This is a genomic window from Holospora obtusa F1 (assembly GCF_000469665.2).
Lineage (GTDB): Bacteria > Pseudomonadota > Alphaproteobacteria > Holosporales > Holosporaceae > Holospora > Holospora obtusa.
Genome location: NZ_AWTR02000059.1, coordinates 28,908 through 48,867 on the forward strand (window position 1 = coordinate 28,908; position 19,960 = coordinate 48,867).

Annotated in this window: 15 protein-coding genes, 3 tRNA genes and 2 pseudogenes; 12 read left to right on the forward strand and 8 right to left on the reverse strand. The window is 35.5% G+C overall.

The window, feature by feature from the left end; translation table 11 throughout:
• Nucleotides 1-328: 328 nt before the first annotated feature.
• Together rpoD and P618_RS07315 are read right to left on the reverse strand one after the other, a co-directional pair.
• Nucleotides 329-2,545 (reverse strand): RNA polymerase sigma factor RpoD, encoded by a 2,217-nt coding sequence (rpoD, locus tag P618_RS03135; RefSeq protein WP_021827249.1) that lies wholly within the window; start codon nucleotides 2,543-2,545, stop codon nucleotides 329-331.
• Between the two features lie 502 nt (nucleotides 2,546-3,047).
• A pseudogene (locus tag P618_RS07315) lies at nucleotides 3,048-3,626 on the reverse strand (transposase family protein).
• A gap of 262 nt (nucleotides 3,627-3,888) precedes the next feature.
• Between P618_RS07315 and P618_RS03145 the strand changes: the two are divergent.
• Both P618_RS03145 and P618_RS03150 read left to right on the forward strand, forming a co-directional pair.
• A tRNA-Gln gene (locus P618_RS03145) sits at nucleotides 3,889-3,960 on the forward strand.
• A gap of 23 nt (nucleotides 3,961-3,983) precedes the next feature.
• Nucleotides 3,984-5,006, forward strand: coding sequence for a thiamine pyrophosphate-dependent enzyme (locus tag P618_RS03150; RefSeq protein ID WP_021827247.1), 1,023 nt, complete (start codon nucleotides 3,984-3,986; stop codon nucleotides 5,004-5,006).
• A gap of 274 nt (nucleotides 5,007-5,280) precedes the next feature.
• Here the strand turns inward: P618_RS03150 and P618_RS03155 are convergent.
• A tRNA-Thr gene (locus P618_RS03155) sits at nucleotides 5,281-5,352 on the reverse strand.
• Nucleotides 5,353-5,660: 308 nt separating this feature from the next.
• Between P618_RS03155 and P618_RS03160 the strand changes: the two genes are divergently transcribed.
• The 10 genes and pseudogenes from P618_RS03160 to P618_RS07325 all read left to right on the forward strand — a co-directional run bounded on the left by P618_RS03160 (nucleotide 5,661) and on the right by P618_RS07325 (nucleotide 15,438).
• Complete coding sequence (locus P618_RS03160) at nucleotides 5,661-6,665, forward strand: hypothetical protein (RefSeq protein WP_021827246.1); 1,005 nt, start codon at nucleotides 5,661-5,663, stop codon at nucleotides 6,663-6,665.
• 3 nt (nucleotides 6,666-6,668) lie between these two features.
• Nucleotides 6,669-7,199 carry a nucleotide exchange factor GrpE gene (locus P618_RS03165; RefSeq protein WP_021827245.1) on the forward strand — a complete coding sequence of 177 codons (531 nt, stop codon included), beginning with the start codon at nucleotides 6,669-6,671 and terminating at the stop codon, nucleotides 7,197-7,199.
• Nucleotides 7,200-7,383: 184 nt separating this feature from the next.
• Nucleotides 7,384-7,457 (forward strand) — tRNA-His (locus tag P618_RS03170).
• Nucleotides 7,458-7,632: 175 nt separating this feature from the next.
• The gene (gene radA, locus P618_RS03175) at nucleotides 7,633-8,979 is read left to right on the forward strand and encodes a DNA repair protein RadA (RefSeq protein WP_024161144.1); all 1,347 of its coding nucleotides are present in this window, start codon (nucleotides 7,633-7,635) and stop codon (nucleotides 8,977-8,979) included.
• A gap of 362 nt (nucleotides 8,980-9,341) precedes the next feature.
• Nucleotides 9,342-9,474: pseudogene (locus P618_RS08620) on the forward strand (IS5/IS1182 family transposase); the annotation flags it as partial.
• Between the two features lie 1,039 nt (nucleotides 9,475-10,513).
• The gene (gene alr, locus P618_RS03180; protein ID WP_021827243.1) at nucleotides 10,514-11,590 is read left to right on the forward strand and encodes an alanine racemase; all 1,077 of its coding nucleotides are present in this window, start codon (nucleotides 10,514-10,516) and stop codon (nucleotides 11,588-11,590) included.
• A gap of 514 nt (nucleotides 11,591-12,104) precedes the next feature.
• The gene (locus P618_RS06055) at nucleotides 12,105-12,662 is read left to right on the forward strand and encodes a CDP-alcohol phosphatidyltransferase family protein (protein ID WP_021827242.1); all 558 of its coding nucleotides are present in this window, start codon (nucleotides 12,105-12,107) and stop codon (nucleotides 12,660-12,662) included.
• The gene (locus P618_RS03190) at nucleotides 12,649-13,701 is read left to right on the forward strand and encodes an AI-2E family transporter (protein ID WP_021827241.1); all 1,053 of its coding nucleotides are present in this window, start codon (nucleotides 12,649-12,651) and stop codon (nucleotides 13,699-13,701) included. The genes P618_RS06055 and P618_RS03190 overlap by 14 nt, the downstream gene beginning before the upstream one ends.
• Nucleotides 13,698-14,702 carry a Holliday junction branch migration DNA helicase RuvB gene (gene ruvB / locus P618_RS03195; RefSeq protein ID WP_021827240.1) on the forward strand — a complete coding sequence of 335 codons (1,005 nt, stop codon included), beginning with the start codon at nucleotides 13,698-13,700 and terminating at the stop codon, nucleotides 14,700-14,702. The genes P618_RS03190 and ruvB overlap by 4 nt, the downstream gene beginning before the upstream one ends.
• 511 nt (nucleotides 14,703-15,213) lie before the next feature.
• Nucleotides 15,214-15,438: a hypothetical protein gene (locus P618_RS07325; protein ID WP_156918980.1), complete on the forward strand. Its 225-nt coding sequence runs from the start codon at nucleotides 15,214-15,216 to the stop codon at nucleotides 15,436-15,438.
• Nucleotides 15,439-15,889: 451 nt separating this feature from the next.
• Here the strand turns inward: P618_RS07325 and P618_RS03205 are convergent, their stop codons facing one another.
• From P618_RS03205 to P618_RS08200, 5 genes are all read right to left on the reverse strand, one after another.
• The gene (locus P618_RS03205) at nucleotides 15,890-16,120 is read right to left on the reverse strand and encodes a transposase (protein WP_021827238.1); all 231 of its coding nucleotides are present in this window, start codon (nucleotides 16,118-16,120) and stop codon (nucleotides 15,890-15,892) included.
• A gap of 177 nt (nucleotides 16,121-16,297) precedes the next feature.
• Nucleotides 16,298-16,678: an IS630 transposase-related protein gene (locus P618_RS03210; RefSeq protein WP_021827236.1), complete on the reverse strand. Its 381-nt coding sequence runs from the start codon at nucleotides 16,676-16,678 to the stop codon at nucleotides 16,298-16,300.
• 1,165 nt (nucleotides 16,679-17,843) lie between these two features.
• The gene (gene gltX, locus P618_RS03215) at nucleotides 17,844-19,241 is read right to left on the reverse strand and encodes a glutamate--tRNA ligase (protein WP_021827235.1); all 1,398 of its coding nucleotides are present in this window, start codon (nucleotides 19,239-19,241) and stop codon (nucleotides 17,844-17,846) included.
• Nucleotides 19,242-19,571: 330 nt separating this feature from the next.
• Nucleotides 19,572-19,682 (reverse strand): hypothetical protein, encoded by a 111-nt coding sequence (locus P618_RS09290; RefSeq protein WP_420805319.1) that lies wholly within the window; start codon nucleotides 19,680-19,682, stop codon nucleotides 19,572-19,574.
• A gap of 59 nt (nucleotides 19,683-19,741) precedes the next feature.
• Nucleotides 19,742-19,960: hypothetical protein (locus P618_RS08200; protein ID WP_162147071.1), on the reverse strand; the 219-nt coding region annotated here is incomplete at its 5' end.

Here is a 19,960-nt window from a genome sequence, read left to right on the forward strand (position 1 = left end):
AAACCAATACATTTCTTCTGATTTAATTTTTGTACGCCCTTTGCACGTTCCACTTCTCAGCTGATTTATCGCACATTTTTTGCGCTATTAAGGCAATTGAGCGTTGTCATTGTTACGATAATTACATCAACAACCACAACGTCGATACTCTGAATGATGCCCCCTAAAATTGAGCATGCTTACTTTAAAAAAATTTCAATCATTTGTCTAAAGGCAATTGAGCGTTGTCATTGTTACGATAATTACATCAACAACCACAACGTCGATACTCTGAATGATGCCCCCTAAAATTGAGCATGCTTACTTTAAAAAAATTTCAATCATTTGTCTAATCTTCATCTAAAAAATGAATCAAGGACTTAGAGCGGCTCGGATGGCGCAATTTACGTAATGCTTTAGCCTCAATTTGACGAATTCGCTCTCGTGTGACGTCAAAACTCTTTCCCACATCTTCTAACGTACGCTCCTCTCTATTCCCACCAATACCAAACCTTAAACGCAACACCCTTTCTTCTCGTGCCGTTAACAGCGACAAAGCTTCTGATAGAGCATCTCTTAAATCGTTCATAACCGCAGCGTTGATAGGAGAAATAGCCGTCTCATCTTTTAAAAAATCACCAATATGGCTATCTTCTTCATCCCCCACAGGAGTTTCAAGACTGATCGGTTCTTTAGAGATTTTTAAAATTTTTTGTATTTTTGCTAAAGAATACCCCATACGTTTTGCAAGATCTTCTGGACTAGGCTCCCTTCCCGTCTCATGCACAAATGCTCTAGAAATTTTTAGCATTTTATTGATCGTCTCGATCATGTGCACTGGAATTCGGATAGTGCGCGCCTGATCAGCAACTGATCGAGTAATTGCTTGACGAATCCACCAAGTTGCATAAGTAGAAAACTTGTACCCACGACGATATTCGAATTTATCTACCGCCTTCATCAGGCCAATATTCCCTTCTTGAATTAAGTCTAAAAATTGCAGTCCACGATTGGTATATCGTTTTGCAATAGAAATAACTAAGCGAAGATTTGCTTCAATCATTTCTTTTTTGGCTTGCTCTGCGTCATGCTCTCCTGTTTGCACAGTCTTAATAATTTGTCTTAACCGTGCAAGAGGCACTCCAGATTTTGTTGAAATCACCTCTATTTCTGAAAGAATCTTCTGAATATCTTCCTTTCCTTTAGAAAGAACAGCTTTCCATTTGTCTGATGGCGCTTTTTCTTGTAATTTACTCCACCACTGCCAAGGATTATCGCTCGTATACGAGGCTAAAAAATCTTTGACTGAAATACCATGAGCTTCGCATAATTTTAAAATTTTAGAGTCACATTTCAATAATGTTTTTTGTAAATCCAAAACAAGAGCAGTCAAATCTTTTATACGACCAGTTTGTAGACGAAGACTTGAAAAAATTTCAACAATTTCTTTAAGAGCGGTTTCATTTTCAATTCCAGTTTGTATTTTTTCTCTTACAGAACGAAATTTAGTCAAAGTACCTTCTAGCAAATGACTTTCGTTATCTAAAAAATCATCTTTCTCAATTAACACATCTTCATCTAATTTTTCTTCAGATTCCGAAAGTATCGCCGTTTCTTCATCATCTGTTTCTTCATCCAATTTTTTTGCAAGAGAAGGTGTCGTACTGGAATCCTCATAAGATAAGGAGGAAGCTTGAGGTGCTGCTAAAATAGAAGTTTTTTTGCTTAAAATGGATAACGCATCGACTTCTAACAGAGCATCTTTTTCTCCTCCCTCTTCTTCCAAAGCATCCTTTTTTTCTTTTTCCGGATCCAAATGTTCGTTTAAAACTTCGGTTAAAGCTTCATCCACATTTTGTTCTAAATCTACTAAATAACGTAATGTAATCGCGCCTTCTTCCAAACCTTTAATCCATTGATCCAACACCGGAAACAAAATAGGACTGCTGCATAACCCCGAAACAACCATATTTCTTCCCGCTTCTATGCGTTGGGCGATAGCCACTTCTCCTGTGCGTGACAATAAAGGAACAGAGCCAATCTCTTTGAGATATAGACGAACAGGGTCGTCCATTCCCGGAAGATCAATTTCATCTTCTTTTGCTTCCTCTAGAGGGCTTAACTCTAATTGCTCAGACAATAACACGTCTTCTAAGGTGATTCCCACTCCCGCATCTTTTAGCAACTGAAGCATAAGTTCTTTTGCTTGAATTGTAAGATCTTGAACAGAAAACAATTTATTTAAATATTTTTGACTCAGAAAACCTTGTTCTTTACTTTTTACAAGTAACGCTTGAAGCAAATAACACAAACTGTTTTCCCCTTCGCGCTCCTCCTCTTCATCTAAATCTTTTAATTGATCTAACAAATCTGTATCTAATGTATTAATTGTCAGTAACTCTTGATCAGATTCTATGGGATGAAGATCTAAAGAATCAACTCCAGGATCTTCAACCTCCAGGGGATTTATAAAAACTGGATCTCCTAAATTCACAGGACTCAATCCTACTTCCTCAAAAGAAAGGTCATCTTCTATAATGGGATCTTTATCTTCAATACAAGACATACGGCGTTTACTCCTTTCAAACAGTATTCATTTAGGTTCTTCTTACTTAAGAAAAAAGTCAACAGGCACAATGTAGTTATGAACTTATTAGCAAATTTAAAATGTTACTTAGATCATTAGCAATTTTCAGAAATATTTTCATCTAGGGGAATCCTAAATAACTGATTTGCAAAATATTAATTTTAAAAAAACGAATATATGAAGTCACAAATTAAAAAAATTTCTTATGTTGTAAGCTACACGGAAAGTGATGACAATTCAAAGACATATAGACGTTTGTTTTGGATGAGTGCGACCAAATTTGATGTCATTTTTTAAAAAGAAACGAATCGTTTTAGTTTGTAAAATGTGTCCCCTAATAATTTAAATTTTGAATTAAATATTTAAAAAAAAACGAGAAAAAGTGTCATTTTTATCATTTTTGAGTAAAGTAATAAATAAGAAAAAACATATCTAATTCAATCTAAAATTACAGCTTCGATCATCATCTTAGGGCCTTTCCTCAATTAAGTCGAACGAAAATTGAAGCCAAGTGAACGGAACCTAGAAAATTTGAAGACGTTTGATCGTAGCGTGTGGTAACGGCGAAGTACTGCCTTAAGGTTAGCAAAAAAAAATTTCGATTAAGTGACGGAAAAAGATATTTATCATAATTTGAAGACACCAAACAGTTCTTTTTAGGTGGAATCACCGCACTTTTCTTTAAGTTTTAGCCGACCCCTTTCATCGGCATCGTATGCTTTATCGAAAAGCACTGCATCAGTCTTTACAAAGCAATCCATCAAAGCATCATCCCCCTTCAAATCAAATCATGGTCCTGACCTTGTGTAAGATGAAAAGCGACAGGATTTCAAAAACTTTTTCCATACGCCCTTTTGGCTTTAACGGGTAAAGCGAGTGTGGATGGATAAAATCTCCAAACCTCTCCGAAAAAATTAAGCCAAGGAATTTCCCCACGGTAACGGTATAAAATAACTTCAACAAACAGGCGATTGTCCTTGGCTGTCCCATCCCCTGGTTTTCCAGGCAAACTTTTCTTTATCCCATTCCACTGATCATCCCACAACGCACGATATCTCATTTAACACATATTTTCTTTGAATTCTTATTAAATTTTCAAAAAACATCGAAAAAAGTCAACTTAATTCAGGACGGGCCTTAATAATTATCGCGATTTTTGAAATGAAAAATGGCTTTTGTATAGAAAAAACGAGCGCTCCATTTCAAAAATTGTACACCGATGTGCGCAGCATTTAAAAAATTATTCATGCCATTTGATATCAGAAAACTCAATAAGGGGGCTTGCAATTTCTAAAATTGCGGGATACAATAAAAAAGATTTTTGGGGTGTCGCCAAGCGGTAAGGCAGCGGCTTTTGGTGCCGCCATTCCTGGGTTCGAATCCTAGCACCCCAGCAAATTTTAAGAGTAAACATTTAATGAAATATAATTATGTTAATAACTTTTCAGATGAAATTTTGAGTAACGAGAGTGTTTTTTCTTCTTCTCAGAGTGTTCAGGTATTCTTTGAGATGCTTTTTATTCGCAGATTTGAAGAGTATTGTGTGAACTTTTACACTCAAGGAAAAATTAGAGGCTTTTGTCATCTTTGCATAGGGCAAGAAGCGCTTCCTGTTGCTTTGAAGTATACTCGTGATGCTGGAGATAGTGTAATAACCGCATATCGGTGTCATGGTCATATTTTAGCTTGTGGAGCTGACCCTTCCGAAGTTATGCTAGAGTTACTAGGAATGGAGGGAGGAATTTCGAAAGGAAAAGGTGGCTCTATGCATCTTTTTTCTCCTCAGCATGGGTTTTATGGAGGACATGGAATTGTTGGGGCTTCTTCTGCTTTAGGTGCGGGGTTGGCTTTTGCGCACAAATATAGATCTGACAAGGGAATATGCATCGCGTGTTTAGGAGACGGTGCAACAAATCAGGGGCAATTTTTTGAATCTATGAATATGGCAGCTCTTTGGGGGCTTCCGGTTTTATATATTATTGAGAACAATTATTATTCTATGGGAACTTCTGTAGAGCGCGGGTGTGCTAATGCGGAGTCTTTATGGAGCAGAGGGCAAGCTTTTGGGATTCCTGGATACGTGTGTCATGGGGATGACTTTTTTGAAGTTTTGGATTGCCTTAAACGCTGTATAGAGGAAGTTCGGCAAAAAAAGAGTCCCGTTTTGTTGGAGATGCGTGCGCATCGATTTAAGGGGCATTCAATGTCTGATCCTGGAAATTATCGATCCAAAGAGTCTTTAAAACAAGTTAAGCAGAGCCAAGATCCTATTAAGAATTTAAAGAATGTGTTACAAGAAAAATATGGAGTTTCAGTTGATGAAATAAGAGCTGAAGAAGTGAAAGTTGAACATATTCTTCAAAATATTTTGCGTGTTACGCAGGAAGCCCATCTGGTTCCTATTAATTGTTTAGACGATCATGTATATCGCGAAATTTAAAAATCTAAAGTAGGCTCAAACTTTGAAACACGATATTGCTGATTTTTGAAAAATATGCGATAAGTCAAAGTGATAAGAGTATTTAAAAAGTTAAAAATTATGTTAATTCGCAAAAGTGTGTGCTTTTTGCAACTAGAGTGTTTTTTTGCGGATATAGCGCTTAATTTTAACTGTATTAATTTTTAAAATATATATTTAAGTATTTTATTAAAATTATTCTTACATAAAAAATAATTTTTTTATTTTTATACCAAACAAAAGACAAAATTTTTTGTGCCGTGAGAGAGAATCGAACTCTCGACCACACCCTTACCAAGGGTGTGCTCTACCTCTGAGCTACCACGGCCTCTTTCAGGATGCCATTTTTAAAATAAAAAAACAAGTCCCGTTGAAAAAAAACTGTGAAAAAATTACAAACTAAAACTTAGATTCTGCAAACAAAATTTAAAATTTTAGATGAAAATAATCATTTCTTTATGATAGAAAAACAGAATCAGTGTTCATGGAAACGCATATAGTAAATTTAAGTTAACAAGGAGAGAGTTAAAATTTTTTTAATGAAGAGAGGAAGATACCCCAAAATTTCAGTTCTTGTTCTTTATCACAATGTATATTAGAATGCTATAGTGTGGATAGCGAACAATTTAGAATATTATGACCGCCTTTAAGCAAAAAGATTTTGAAATATTATGGCACGTCATTGATATTTACTTAGAAATTAGGAGCCCAGTTAGCTCAAAGCGCGTAGCAGAACGAATGGGATTTACCAAATCTTCTGCCACGCTAAGAGCTGTGATGTCAAAGTTAGAAAAAGAAGGATTTTTGAGTTCGGAGCATTGCTCTTCAGGGCGCATTCCAACATCTGATGCGTTGCGTTTGTATGTTCAAAGGTTAAGTAAAACTAGTTGTCTTTCTAAGTCCACAGAAGACGCGTTACAAGTTGTTTTTGAATCGTGGGAAGCTCAATTTTGTCCAGATCGCGTCATTCAAACGATCGCTTCTTTGTGTGGATGCGCGGGATTTGTCTTTATTCGATCAATTCCTGCTTCACACTTAAAGTATTTAGATTTTGTTTATATTTCACCAGAACGCGCAATGGCTGTGTTGATTTTTGAAAATGAAACCGTATCTCCTTATGCGCTTCAGCTGCCTAAACGAGTAACCCCAGAGCATTTGTATGCGTATCATCGTTACTTAAATCCTCATATCGTCACTGATCGCTCGTTAAGTGCTGTGCGTCGATACGTCCTTCATCATGAAAGCCCAGAATATTTATCAGAGTGTTTGGAAAATTTAGAAGCAAGTGTGATGCTTAAACAAACTTCTTCTCAATATATGTTAATTAAAGGTCAATCTCAGCTCATCGATGGATTATCAGGAACCACAACATTATCGACTTTTCAGTCTTTATTACAATGGCTTGAAAAAGAAGACGCGTTAATGCATATTTTATCTCAGTTGCCAGTAGAGCCAGAAGATTTTTATATTTTTTTCGGTAGAGAGCACGATACGTTTTCTTTTGAAGGATTTAATTTAGTGTTTAGACCATTTTCCGGTAAAGACGCGCAAGGTGCTATCGGAGCTATTGGCCCATTTTACATGGATTATCAAAAAGTGATTCCCGTCATAGAAAAAATGACAAAACTCATGAAGGAGTAAAAAATGACAGAAGATTTAGAAAAAGAATCCCAGCATCTTCATACTGAAAAAGATGAATCTTGCGGGATGTGTGCAAAAGAAGAAGTTAAAATTTTAGAAGAAAAAGTTCAAAATTTAGAAAAAGAAAGACTATTGATTATGGCAGAGGCGGAAAATCGTTGTCGTCGTGTAGAAACGTCTAGCAAAGATCGAGAACAGTTTACTCTTTCGTCTTTTGCAAAAGAGTTGTTGGTTGTTGCAGATAGTTTGCAATGTGCGTTAAGTGGAAAAGAGAGTGAGGAAAATTCTGCGTTTTACAAGGGAATTCAACTTACTTCTTCTCTGTTACAGAATGTTTTTGAAAAATTTGGAGTTACTCGAATCACTCCTTTGCATCACGTATTTAACCCCGAGCTTCATCAAGCAATCAAAGAGGTTCCAGATGCTCAACACGAGCGAGGCATCGTGATAGAAGTCTTGCAGGAAGGATACACTTTGCATCATAGAGTGTTAAGAGCTGCGCTTGTCGTCGTTTCTTCCGGTAAAGAACAGTAAGTTTAGTTCTTTATTAAAAAATTTAAATTACATGATCGCAGAAGAACATAATTTATTTTGATCATAAGGAATTTAGGTCTATAAGGTATTTGGCAACTTTTGATCGATTTTTTTCAAAAAAATCCTAAGAAGCAGTTGCCTTGACTTGACGAATGATGCATTAGTTGTTAGACTGAAATTCATGGCGAGTGTAGCTCAGTTGGTTAGAGCGCTAGGTTGTGGTTCTAGAGGTCGCCGGTTCGAGACCGGTCATTCGCCCCTCTTTTTGTTTTATTTCAACGAATGTTCTGTTTTTGATAAAAAATAAAAAAACGCAATGGTTTGTTTTTTTAATATTTTTTTAACATATAAAAGTTGAGTTTTTAAGTTTAGGCTTAAAAATTGTTTTTTCTTTTCATTTTTTAGGTTTTTGAAAAAAGGAAAACAAAAAGTTATGAAAAAATTTGTTTACTTGTGCCAAAGCTGTGGTCTTCAGCATGTAAAATGGAAAGGAAAATGTGATTGCGGGGAATGGAATACGTTGATCGCTCAAGATCCTCAAGCCTTGCATAAAACATCTTGTCACTCTAAAATTGTCGTTGAATCTCTTCAAAAATCAGAAGATACAAAATTTTCTAGAATTTTAACTCATATTAAAGAATTTGATCGTACTTGCGGAGAAGGAATTGTAGCCGGGTCCGTCACATTGTTAGCCGGAGATCCTGGAATAGGAAAATCTACACTTTTGCTGAAAGTTGCCGCAGCTTTATCCGAACGTATCCCTGTCATTTATGTGTCTGGAGAAGAGTCTGCTGCTCAAATACGATTTCGAGCACATCGTATGAATATTCAAAATGCTCCTATCCATCTTATTGCAACTCACGATTTGGATGGAGTTTTATCGAATATTTCATCGTTATTAACTTCCACAGATCAGGGAGTAAAAGGCTATATCATCATCGATTCTATTCAAACTTTAGTATCTTCAGAGGTGTCTTCTACCGCAGGTACATTGACGCAAATCCGTCATTGTATGCAACTTTTAATCACGCTGGCCAAACACACAGGTCTTTCTATCATGGTGGTGGGACATATTACAAAAGATGGAATGATTGCAGGACCTAAAGTTTTAGAACATATGGTCGATACAGTGCTTTATTTTGAAGGAGAAAAAACTCACCCTTACCGATTATTACGTACTGTAAAAAATCGTTTTGGTCCTACGCAAGAAATTGGCGTGTTTGATATGAATGCAAAAGGATTAGAAGAAGTTACGCATCCTTCCCGTTTATTCTTAAGTCAAAAATCTCATTTGATTCCAGGATCTTGCATTTTTTCTGGAATGGAGGGGTCTCGTCCGCTGTTGTTAGAAATTCAAGCGCTATCTGTTTCTTCATTTTTACCAAGTCCAAGGCGATCTGTTGTAGGGTGGGATCATAATCGATTGTCTATGATTTTAGCAGTTTTAGAAGCACGATGCCAAATTCAATTTTCGAATAAAGATGTTTTTTTGACAGTTTTAGGAGGAATTCGAATTAATGAGCCTGCTGCAGATTTGTGTGTTGCGCTTGCATTGCTTTCTTGCTTAAAAAAGAAACCCGTTCCTCAAGGAGCTATCGCTTTTGGAGAAATAGGATTAACAGGAGAAGTAAGGCCAGTACCTTATAGCACACAACGCCTGAAAGAGGCTGAGCAATTAGGATTAACTTCGGTATTTATGGCTCCTTCTTCAGTATCAACGTCTTTAACTACGTATCCCATCCACCACACTCAAGATATTTTACAGTACTTTTTGAAATAATATTAAAAAATCCTTCATTTAGATTAATCTAATTGAATTGACTAATTTTTTTTTGAACTTTCATTCTGATATTTTTTTAATTTGACCACACCATAATAAATTAAGTTTAAATTGAGTGAAAAATTTTGAACAAAAGAAAGTTTCTAAATCCTTAATGGATTTATGGAATGCAGCGCTATTCATCATCCATATTCAGTTTTAAGGTCTTTAATCAAAAATTTTTCTACCCAAATTTCAAATCTTTTTGTAGTATAGGGACCGTCCTGAATTAAGTTGACTTTTTTCGATGTTTTTTGAGAATTTAATAAGAATTCAAAGAAAATATGTGTTTAAATGAGATATCGTGCGTTGTGGGATGATCAGTGGATGGGACAGCCAAGGACAATCGCCTGTTTGTTGAAGTTATTTTATACCGTTACCGTGAGGAAATTCCTTGGCTTAATTTTTTCGGAGAGATTTGGAGATTTTAAATCCATCCACACTCGCTTTACCCGTTAAAGCCAAAAAGGCGTATGGAAAAAGTTTTTGAAATCCTGTCGCTTTTCATCTTACACAAGGTCAGGACCATGATTTGAAGGGGGATGATGCTTTGATGGATTGCTTTGTGAAGGCTGATACGGTGCTTTTTGATAAAGCGTACGATGCCGATGAAAGGGGTCGGCTAAAACTTAAAGAAAAGTGCGGTGATTCCACCTAAAAAGAACTGTTTGGTGTCTTCAAATTATGATAAATATCTTTTTCCGTCACTTAATCGAGATTTTTTTTGCTAAACTCAAGATGCTATGGTGATAATTTCCTTTATCTCTATGACTTTTTTCGAAAATTTTGACTATATAAGACTAATATTTTTTTAAATACGTTATTTGTTCATAACGCTTAACTTCAATTTACGATATGCCAAAAACTCATGGATGTATTGCTATACAAAGTAAGAGAAGCTATACAAGCACACAATTAGGGAGCGAAAAGAAGAAGTAATGCGGAGCGTTAGCTGGCAGTGCTTTAATCACCATAGGTTACTCACAGGTTTAAATCAATACAATATTTATTGTTTTATCGATAAAATCTTTAATATTCATTTAACATGACATAACTTTTTTTACACTATTTTAGCGATATACTCACTCAAAATTTTTCTGTAGCTTATTTAAAGCTCATATCTTTATTTTTTTTGACCTAATTTTTTAGCTTTTCTAAACATTGTCTTTCTTTCTGACCCACCACGCTTCTTGAGAAAATAATTACTCTCCTACGTGATACCTGAATCTACGCGCTCTATCACAGGTTGTCTTAAATCGTTAATGTAATTTTTTATCATTTTTCTTTCACTATCACAAAAAAATTACATCTAATTCAACTTAAATTATTCTGGCTTAAGGCTAAAAAAGTTCTTAATATTAGGTGTATTTTGATTATGTTTTCGTGAGCACGGGTTAAGAAATATTCATAAGTGTGATTTTATATGACACACTGCACCTTGAATACATACAAGAAGTTCGCTTATAATTAATAAAAAAAACATAAAACTTTTTCAATGGCTCGCCCAACGCAAATTATTCTCTCTAGTCAAAATTTATTACATAATTTGTCCGTTGTTCGTGCGCGGCACCCTGTATGCAAAGTAATGGCTATGGTCAAAGCTAATGCGTACGGTCACGGAATACGAGGTGTTGCGCGTATTTTAGATGATCACGTAGAGTATTTCGGAGTTGCCAGTATTGATGAAGCCTTGGCTCTTCGTGATGCTGGAATTAAAACTTCAATTGTTTTAATAGAAGGCGTATTTTGTGCTTCTGAGTTTTCTTTAATACATCAACACAATATTTCAGTAGTCTTTCAGTCTTTAGAGCAGTGGCAGTGGTTTCAGCAGGCTCCTGTTCCTTTAAAAGCCTGGTTAAAAATTGATACGGGAATGGGAAGACTTGGATTTGATCTTCTACAAGCCGAATTGGTATACAAAGAGATGCTTCAACATAATGCTATCGAAAAACCTCTGGGGATCATGTCACATTTTGCCTGTGCAGATATTTTAGGACATCCTTTGAATACGCTTCAATATCAAGCTTTTTCCGAATTTGTGTCACAAAAAAGCGTAATAAAAAGTTTAGAAAACTCTTCTGCTATCTTGATCTCCGAGGACAGAACCATAAGCGACGTTCTACGTCCTGGATTAGTTTTATATGGATGCAGTCCATTTCCTGAATACAGCGCTGATTTTTTTGGATTAAAACCCGTTATGTCTTTGAAAAGCAAACTCATCCGAGTGTTTATGGGAAAGGCAAAGCAAACTTTGGGATATGGTGGAAGATACGTATGTAAGCATTCAATTCCTATTGGAGTGGTTGCTGTAGGATATGGAGATGGTTATCCCATTACTGTTCGTGACGGTGCACCTGTTTTGGTAAACAATGTTTTATGTGAAATTGCTGGACGTATTTCTATGGATATGCTAACCATTGATTTGCGAGCGATGAGTTCTGCCAAAGTCGGAGATCCTGTTACGTTGTGGGGAGAAGGATTACCCTTAGAAGAATTAGCTCAGTATACTCAGCAGCATGTGTGGAGCATTTTGACAGGCATTCAAAATCGTCCTAAAAGTATATGGTTTTGAATATGTTCATCGTGTTGAATGGGGGGTAATTAAAATTTATAACACTTAAAGCACAAGACGATGGGGTTTTTGATAATAATAGTGTTACAACTTTGAAATCAAAAAGCACACTGCTTTTTTTAACACACACATAATGAAACACTTAATGCTATATTTTTTTTCAAGAAATCTAAAGTTTTTTAAGCTCTCAAAAGGCTGTTTAGCCCCCTCCTCTCTCTTTGACTACACAGGTAAGCAAATTTTTTTTAAGTAAAAGCGTGGCTGTATATTGTATAGTAAATTAAATTGAGATTTGTGAATGCTTAAAACACGCCACTCAGTTAATCAAAGGTAAAGATTCTCTACTATATGTATTAAAATCTCCTTTTAGAAATAATGCTTATCTTCTTAAATTTCAACTTAATTTACTATATTCTATTACCAGGATAAAACACAGAACCCAAATGATCTTAAAAAGATTTATTTTTTTTCTAAATTCTCGTATCATTAAAGCTAAGACCCAGTACTTATAGCAGTGTTAAGAAAAATTTTAAGAAAATCTTGGGGGCCTAATGTTTTAACAGGTGCTCGATGTTTTATGGGATTTTGGGTGGGAATGCGTTTACGCAATACTTTAGATTGGACGCTAATGATCGCTTTGTTGTGCATCATGCTTACTGATGTTTTAGACGGATGGTGGGCAAGGTCTTATCAGCTAACCTCAAAATTGGGAAGTGTATTAGATCCTTTAGCAGATAAAGTAATGATTATCAGTGTGTTATTTGGACTTACAAAGCACGAAGTCTTACCCGCATGGTTTTTTTATTTAGCTTTGATCAAGGAAATAATATTAATTTTTGGAAGCATATACGGGCTGCGATGGTATAAACGTTTACCATTGAATGCTGTTCGATGGGGAAAAATAGCTATGTTGGCTCAGTGTATTTTAATTTTGCTATCTACAAGTCGGATCCTTTATCCCTGGTATCACATCGGGTATGATCTGTGTCTTTGGACGGTAACATTATTGATGAGTGTGGCCTTAGTCACATATATCGTGAAATCTAGGGAATTTTACTGTGAAAAAATTTGAAAAACAGGTTCTAATCTTGTGTTTTTTGGGGGGAATCTGTGCGTGTGTGTACTGGAGTTTTGGCGCGTTAATTCCATTTATCGTGGGATTTGTATGGGCATACCTTTGGCGACCTGTTATCTTTAAAGCGCAACATTACAATATATCAGCTGGTGTAAGCGCGTTTTGTATTACTCTTTTGACCTATTGTATTTTAGGAACAGGATGTATAGTATTAATTCCTTCTATAAAGCATCTCTTAATTTTTTTATTTCAAAACCTTTCTGTGGGGAAAGAAGAAATTTTAAATATGGTTTCCCTTGTGTTAAAAAAAATGCACATTCCTCAACAAAATGAGTATTGGGTAAAATGCACTTTGGAGAATGCTCTTTCTATTACAACCGAAAAATTAAGAGAAATCGTATTTTACGTGTTTCAAAGAGGATGGAATGTAGCAAAATTTTTAACAATTATCGCTATGGCACCGTTTTTGAGCTTTTATATTATGAAAGATTGGGCCTTTTTTATGGAAAATTTAATCAAACTTATCCCAATGCCGTATCGAGCCTCTGTGTTAAAAGGAAGCCAAAGTATCCATTTAACTTTTTCTGCATATTTAAGAGGACAAGCATTGGTGTGTATGAGTTTGTGTGGATATTATGGAATTTCTCTTAAATATTCCGGTCTAAGATTTGGGTGGTTGATCGGAATTTTAATGGGAGTTTTTGCGTTTATCCCCTATTTGAGTATATTTTTGGGAATATGCGTATCATTTTTGATTGCGCTTTTAACTTCTATTCCGGTTAGTTTTAAAATTTTGAGTGTTATTTTTTTTGTAGGATACGGATTAGAAGCGTTGTTTTTAACGCCTTTTTTGATTGGAAAAAGAATTGGCGTACCCCCTATTGTTGTCTTATTAGCTATTTTTGCTTTAGGACACAGCATGGGATTTTTAGGAATTTTACTTTCTACTCCATTAACTGCCATCGTTGTTGCAGTCTGGAGATTGATTGCAGAATATTATGTTAATAGTCAATTTTATCAAGGAAAATCGTCATGAAAGATATTCCATTAGATCCTCAACAACAGCCTTTAGATCTCTCATTAAGACCGAATTCTTTTTCGGGATTCATTGGGCAAATTCAGTGCGTTAAAAATTTAAAAATTTTTTTAAAAGCGGCAAAACATAGAAAAGAATCTCTAGATCATGTTTTGCTGCACGGTCCACCAGGGCTTGGAAAAACTACATTGGCACATTTAATTGCCAAAGATTGTGAAAGTCAACTTAAAATAACTTCAGCCCCTGTGCTAACAAAAACGGGAGATTTAGCTGCATTATTAACAGGGTTACAAAAGCATGATGTGTTGTTTATTGATGAGATTCATCGTCTTCCCATTACAATAGAAGAGTCTCTTTATAGCGCCATGGAAGATCGAAGGTTGGATATTATTTTAGGAGAAGGGCCTCATGCGCAATCTATGCGTCTTTCTCTAGAACCTTTTACTCTGATTGGAGCAACAACGCGTATTGGGATGTTGAGTTCTCCTTTGAAGGATCGTTTTGGTATTACCTTGTCATTAGGATTTTATACAGTATCTGAAATGCAAGCTATTATTTTTCAAGGAGAGCAAACATTAAATATGCAGTTAACAAAAGAAGCAAGGCATGCTATCGCGTTGCGTTCACGAGAAACCCCTCGAATTGGTCTGCGATTATTGCGTCGCATTCGAGATTTTGCAGACGCTTGGAGTGTTTCTCTGATTGATGAACCGTTGGTGTTAAACGCATTAAATGCTCTAGGAATTAATGCATTAGGATTGGATAGCTTAGATCAGCGTTATTTATTTGCACTAGGTTATCTATTTCACTCAGGACCAACAGGAATTGAAACATTGTCAGCAACGTTAAATGAAACAAAAGACACGTTAGAAGATGTCGTAGAGCCTTATCTTTTGCAAAAAGCTCTTATTCAACGAACCCCCAGAGGACGTATCTTAACGGACATAGGAAAGGAGGTGCTTCCGTCATGTCAGTCTAATGAGCATTTTTTTACGAGATAACTATAGTAAATTAATCTGAGGTTTGCGGATAAGAATAAAACACAACACTCAATGATCGAAGATAGACTTTTGCGGCTATATGGCCATATGAGCTTAGAATCTTTTTTCTGAAAATCATACTTATCTTTACAAACCTCAATTTGAGAGTTTTGACGTTTAGATAATTTTATATCAAAATACGACTATAGTGTCGTATTAAGGTCATAAGCAATGCATTCAAGAAGTGTAATTCCGAAAACTGCATAAGGAACGGTATAGTACGCAAGGTTCAGAGCTATAAGTGAAGGAATGAAGTTATAACTTTGTTGAAGGTGACAAGAGGGGCAAAAGGGAAAACGGCTGTCAAAAAAGCCTTATACGTCATTTTATACTCTTTAGCTAAGGCATCTTTTAACATGATGGGTAAAATTCTTGGACATTCTTCTTCTATTATATACAGAGTGGGTGGTGAAAGAGATGGAAAAAATACAAGGATCTTCGGTTTCAGGTCACATTCAAACAGTGAAATTTGATGAAATGTGGCATTTTTTTCAAAAAAAGAAGTCAAAAACTCTGGATTATCAAAGCCGTTGATCGTAGCACACGCAGAACTGTTGCCTGGGTTACAGGGAATCGTGATGCTGCAACATTCACACGACTTTACGAAAAAGTCAAACACAAACATCTGAAAAATTGCACATTTTATACTGATGACTGGGATGCTTTCTCTAAAGTCTCTACCAAAAAATCGCCATAGTATTGGAAAATCAGGCACTGTATAGAGCAAGATCATAGTAATACAAGACATCACCTAGGACGCATGACGAGACCTACTAAAGTCGTTTCCAAGAAGGAATTTATGGTATACGGATCAATCAAGCTTTGGTGTGCGCTTACGACACCAGAAATCTTTAATCACTATCAAAAAACACTGCTATCTATCTTTAGATAAAAACTCTCCAAAATTATTTAAAGTTAGTGTATCAGAGATGGGTGAGAAGGATAGGAACTACAAGCAAAAAGAAAATGATTTTCCAAAAAAAGAGGTGGGTCGGTAAAAAAGATTGATTGACAAAAGCTAGAACATTATGTCAAAAACAAGCTGCTAAAAAATGTGAAGCATATAGTAAAAGCAGTTAAATTATGATAAAATAAAAAAGCACTAATTGACTGACATAAGCCCTGGAAGAGCTCAATTTTCTGCCTAATCATCGCTCCATATGTGCCCAAAATTTCTCGATTATATTTAAATCAGGTGAATAAGGTGGTAAAAAAACAACCTTACAACCGGCAGATTCAAGTAATTCTTTGGTTCTTTGAGAGTTATGAAATGAAGCATTATCCGTGATTACAATCTGTACGGGTTTTAATTCTTTTATCAAAAATTGCTTTACCCAAGCTTCGAATAATTGTGTGTTACAGGAACCGTTAAAAATCATCAAAGCGAGCAATCGCTTTATTATTTATTAAACTCTCTACAGTATGAGTTTTTTCGTAATTTATCGCTCTTTTTACCAACAAGTTTTTCACTTTTTTTGCCTCATTTTCTATTTTTGCAAATGGTTATCTCGATCCCGCTTTCGCTAATGCACACAAGGCTTTCAGCTGATATATTTTTATCGCTTCTTGGTGTGTATTTCGTTTTTCTTTACTTGCTTCCACATAGGTGAAGGCTTTTTTTTATAACTAAAGCCTACGCGCCTTAACCAATAACGTGCCCCACTGGCACTTATGCCAAATTCACGAGCAATATCTTCTGATCTAGCATCTGGATGATTAGTTACATATTGAATAAAAGACTCTTTTTCTATAGTTGGCTTTGCCCCCAAACGTATCTTTGGGTGAAAATGTCCTTCACTTTTGTAACGTAAATGCCATCTGTTGATTGTCATTTTGTTTATTCCAAAAACTCTCGATGCTTCTTTTTGACTGTTACCTGCTTTAATAAAATTTATAACCTTTTCTCTTAAATCTATACTATATGGACTCGTGGACATTATCTATCCTTTTAGATGAAATATAGCATATCTCGAATTGCAATTCAACTGTTTTCACTATACGTTTTTACGCTGTACAGGGGAAAAATTTTACAACGATCAGCTGAATAGACTTACCGCGTAAATAGAACTTTCTAGAGAAATTCGTGTAAAATATATAAAAATTTATGAATTAAAGCAAAACGTTTATATCCGAAATGACTTATTTCTTCTATTTTAGCTTTATTTTTTAAAGAATATAGTAATTTAGAATGAAAATGGGATTTAAAAAAATGCTGAAATAGCCTCGTAAAGTTTATCAAACTGATTAATTTGGTTCTTAACCCATACAACCTATAGATTTGATCAACTCTTTCGTTCTTTGTGATCTATGAAATGCAGCTTTATCCATTATTACAATTTTCCCAGGTTCTGATTCTATAACTTTTTTACCCAAGCTTCAAATAATTTTGTATGACAACAGCCATTAAATGCCATATTTGTCCGCTGCTAACAGTTACCGCTCTTTTTAGCAGCAAGCTTTTTCCCCTTTCTGCCCTATCATCTGTTCTTCACAAATGGTCATCTCAATACTGCTTTCATCAATATATATAAGATTTTTTGATGGTATGCCTTTTATTAGTTTTTTTATAGCTAAAGTCTAGCTTCTTTAAGCGTCGATACACAGAAAACACATATTAGCATTAAATAGTTTTGTTATCTTCTGCTCATTTTTTATCTTCATTGGACTTTGACATAAATCCTTAGCTTCTCTGAGTCTATTTTGCTCTTGCTGCCTAAGCGTGGCCTGCTTCTTGGTAACCTGATCACCACCTATTTAAGCTATTTCTTGAATGTCGTGTTTTGAGTGTTACCAAGCTTAATATATTCTATTACTTTCTCCCTTAGATTTAAGCTGTAGTGTTTCTTTGTCATTTTCTCTTAAAAATACTATCTCCTTGTCCCGTTTTCAAAATAAATTACTATAGTATTAAATTTGGGTCACACTCATTCTCAAAAAATGCTTGCATACCCTTGCTACTAAGATTTCGTTTATCTCGTCGATTCAGAAAAAACTATTGATATATAGCATTTTTCCAAAACTGATCTTTCTGAAGTTGGGCTATTTATGTACCACACTATGACTTAATTTTCATCCGTCCGAAATCAATACTATTTTAAATATTCATTCCTCGTCAGCTTTATATGAAAGAGAACTAAGGCACTCAACTCTATCTTTCAAAGCAGAATAGATACGTTTTTGAATCCAAAGTGGGCCTAAAACTTCTAACATATGATAAAGCCCAACTGAAGAAGTTTTCCCCAAAAGCATCACCCGAAGACTTTTTCCAAATTCTGAAAGTTTAATTGCTTTCTGCTCAACAAAATTTTTTACAAAACTCTCCACTTCTCCGAAGTTCTCAGGAAATGAATCGGCAAAATTTTTTAACAATTCACAATGTTTTGGAAGGATGTTCCTGAGCATCTCACAAGAAATTTTTGGAATCTCCTCATGCACATAAAGATTTAAATGTTCTTTTAAATCTATCAACGTTTTTGCACGTTTTTGCAATTCTGAAAGAACTTTAAAGCCTCGAATTTTATCTCCTTTCATTTCTAAGATATTCCATAAATTTTCCAGATCATAATGACAAATATAAAACTTGTTAAGATCTATCAATTTTTCTTCATCAAACCTTCCAGGAGAAGGGGATAAACCTGAAAAATCAAACCATTTTAGTGCGTTTGTTCTAGAAATTTTTTCTTCATTTCCATGGGCCCATCCTAAACGCAACAAAACACTCTCGACTGCTTCTGGTAAAAATCCCTCACTTTTGTAATGTTGAACATCAACTGCTCCGTGACGCTTTGATAGTTTCGCTCCATCTATACCATAAATCAGAGGAATGTGGGTCATTTCTGGTAAATTCCATCCCAAAGCATGATACAAGTTTGCTTGCCGAAATGCATTCGTTAAGTGATCATCTCCACGGATGATATGGGTAATTTTCATATCGTGATCATCTACAACAACGGCTAACATGTAAGTTGGTGAACCATCGCTGCGCAACAATATCATGTCATCTAATGCGTCACATTTTAATGATAATTCCCCCTTTAAATGATCAAAAAGATGCACACTTCCTGTTAGCGGTGCTTTGAGTCGTAAAGTAGAAACTCCGGGTTCTTCAGAAAGATTTAGATCGCGACAATGTCGATCATAACCAATTACTCGTCCTTGAGATTTTTCTATTTCTCTAAGAGCCTGAAGGCGATCTTGAGAGCAGTGACACCAATACGCCATTCCTTTTTCAAAAAGACTTTGACCCACTTCTTTATGACGCTGTTGACGTTTTGATTGAAAAACTACTGGCTCGTCCCAATCTAAACGAAGCCACCGTAAAGCATCAAAAATTTGCTGAACCGCTTCAGGAGTAGATCGAAGCAAATCCGTATCTTCAATACGCAAAAAAAATGTTCCAGAATGTTTGCGTGCGTACAGATAATTAAACAAAGCAGTACGAGCAGATCCCAAATGAAGCCAGCCTGTGGGTGAAGGCGCAAAACGGGTAACGACTTGCATAAGCACACTGTAAAGAGTCAATTTTTTTATTGTATCTTATTTCTCCTTTTTGTCTATAGTGGTTATTTTTTCTGAATCCCCGTAAGACGAAGAGATAAGCGCGTTCTATTAGACCTGCTGCCTTCTGCGTAAGCAGTAGACGCTAATTTTTTCTGGGTTTTTTGCTCTAATGTGCGTTTTTCGAGCTCCTTACCCGTTTTAAATACACGACACCTGAGATTCTGTTAAGAGCTTTACGTTGTAATGTGTGTTATGGTAGTTGACTAGACACGCTTTTAAATGTTTTGATGTCTTGAAATATAGGGCCATTAAACCGCGTTGTATGGTAATTTAGCGTGAAAATGGAATTTGAAAAAATGCGGAAATAGCTTCGTAAAGTTTATTAACCTGGTTAATTTGGTTCTTAACCCATCTTTTTATATTAGCCCAAAATTTCTCTATTGGATTCCAATCGGGTGAGTATGGCGGTAAAAAGAGTAGTTAAGAACCTACAAATTCGATCAACTCTTTCGTTCTTTGTGATCTATGAAATGCAGCATTATCCAATTTGCCCAGGTTCTAATTCCATAACTTTTTACCCAAGCTTCAAATAATTTACTGATGTTACGCAGCAATAGTTGATTTTTGCTTGAAATAATCATATTTTTCGTTCGTAAGTTTTTAAGGACAAAAAATGAAACTGGATCTTCTTGATATTTATAGCGACTATTTGATAAGTC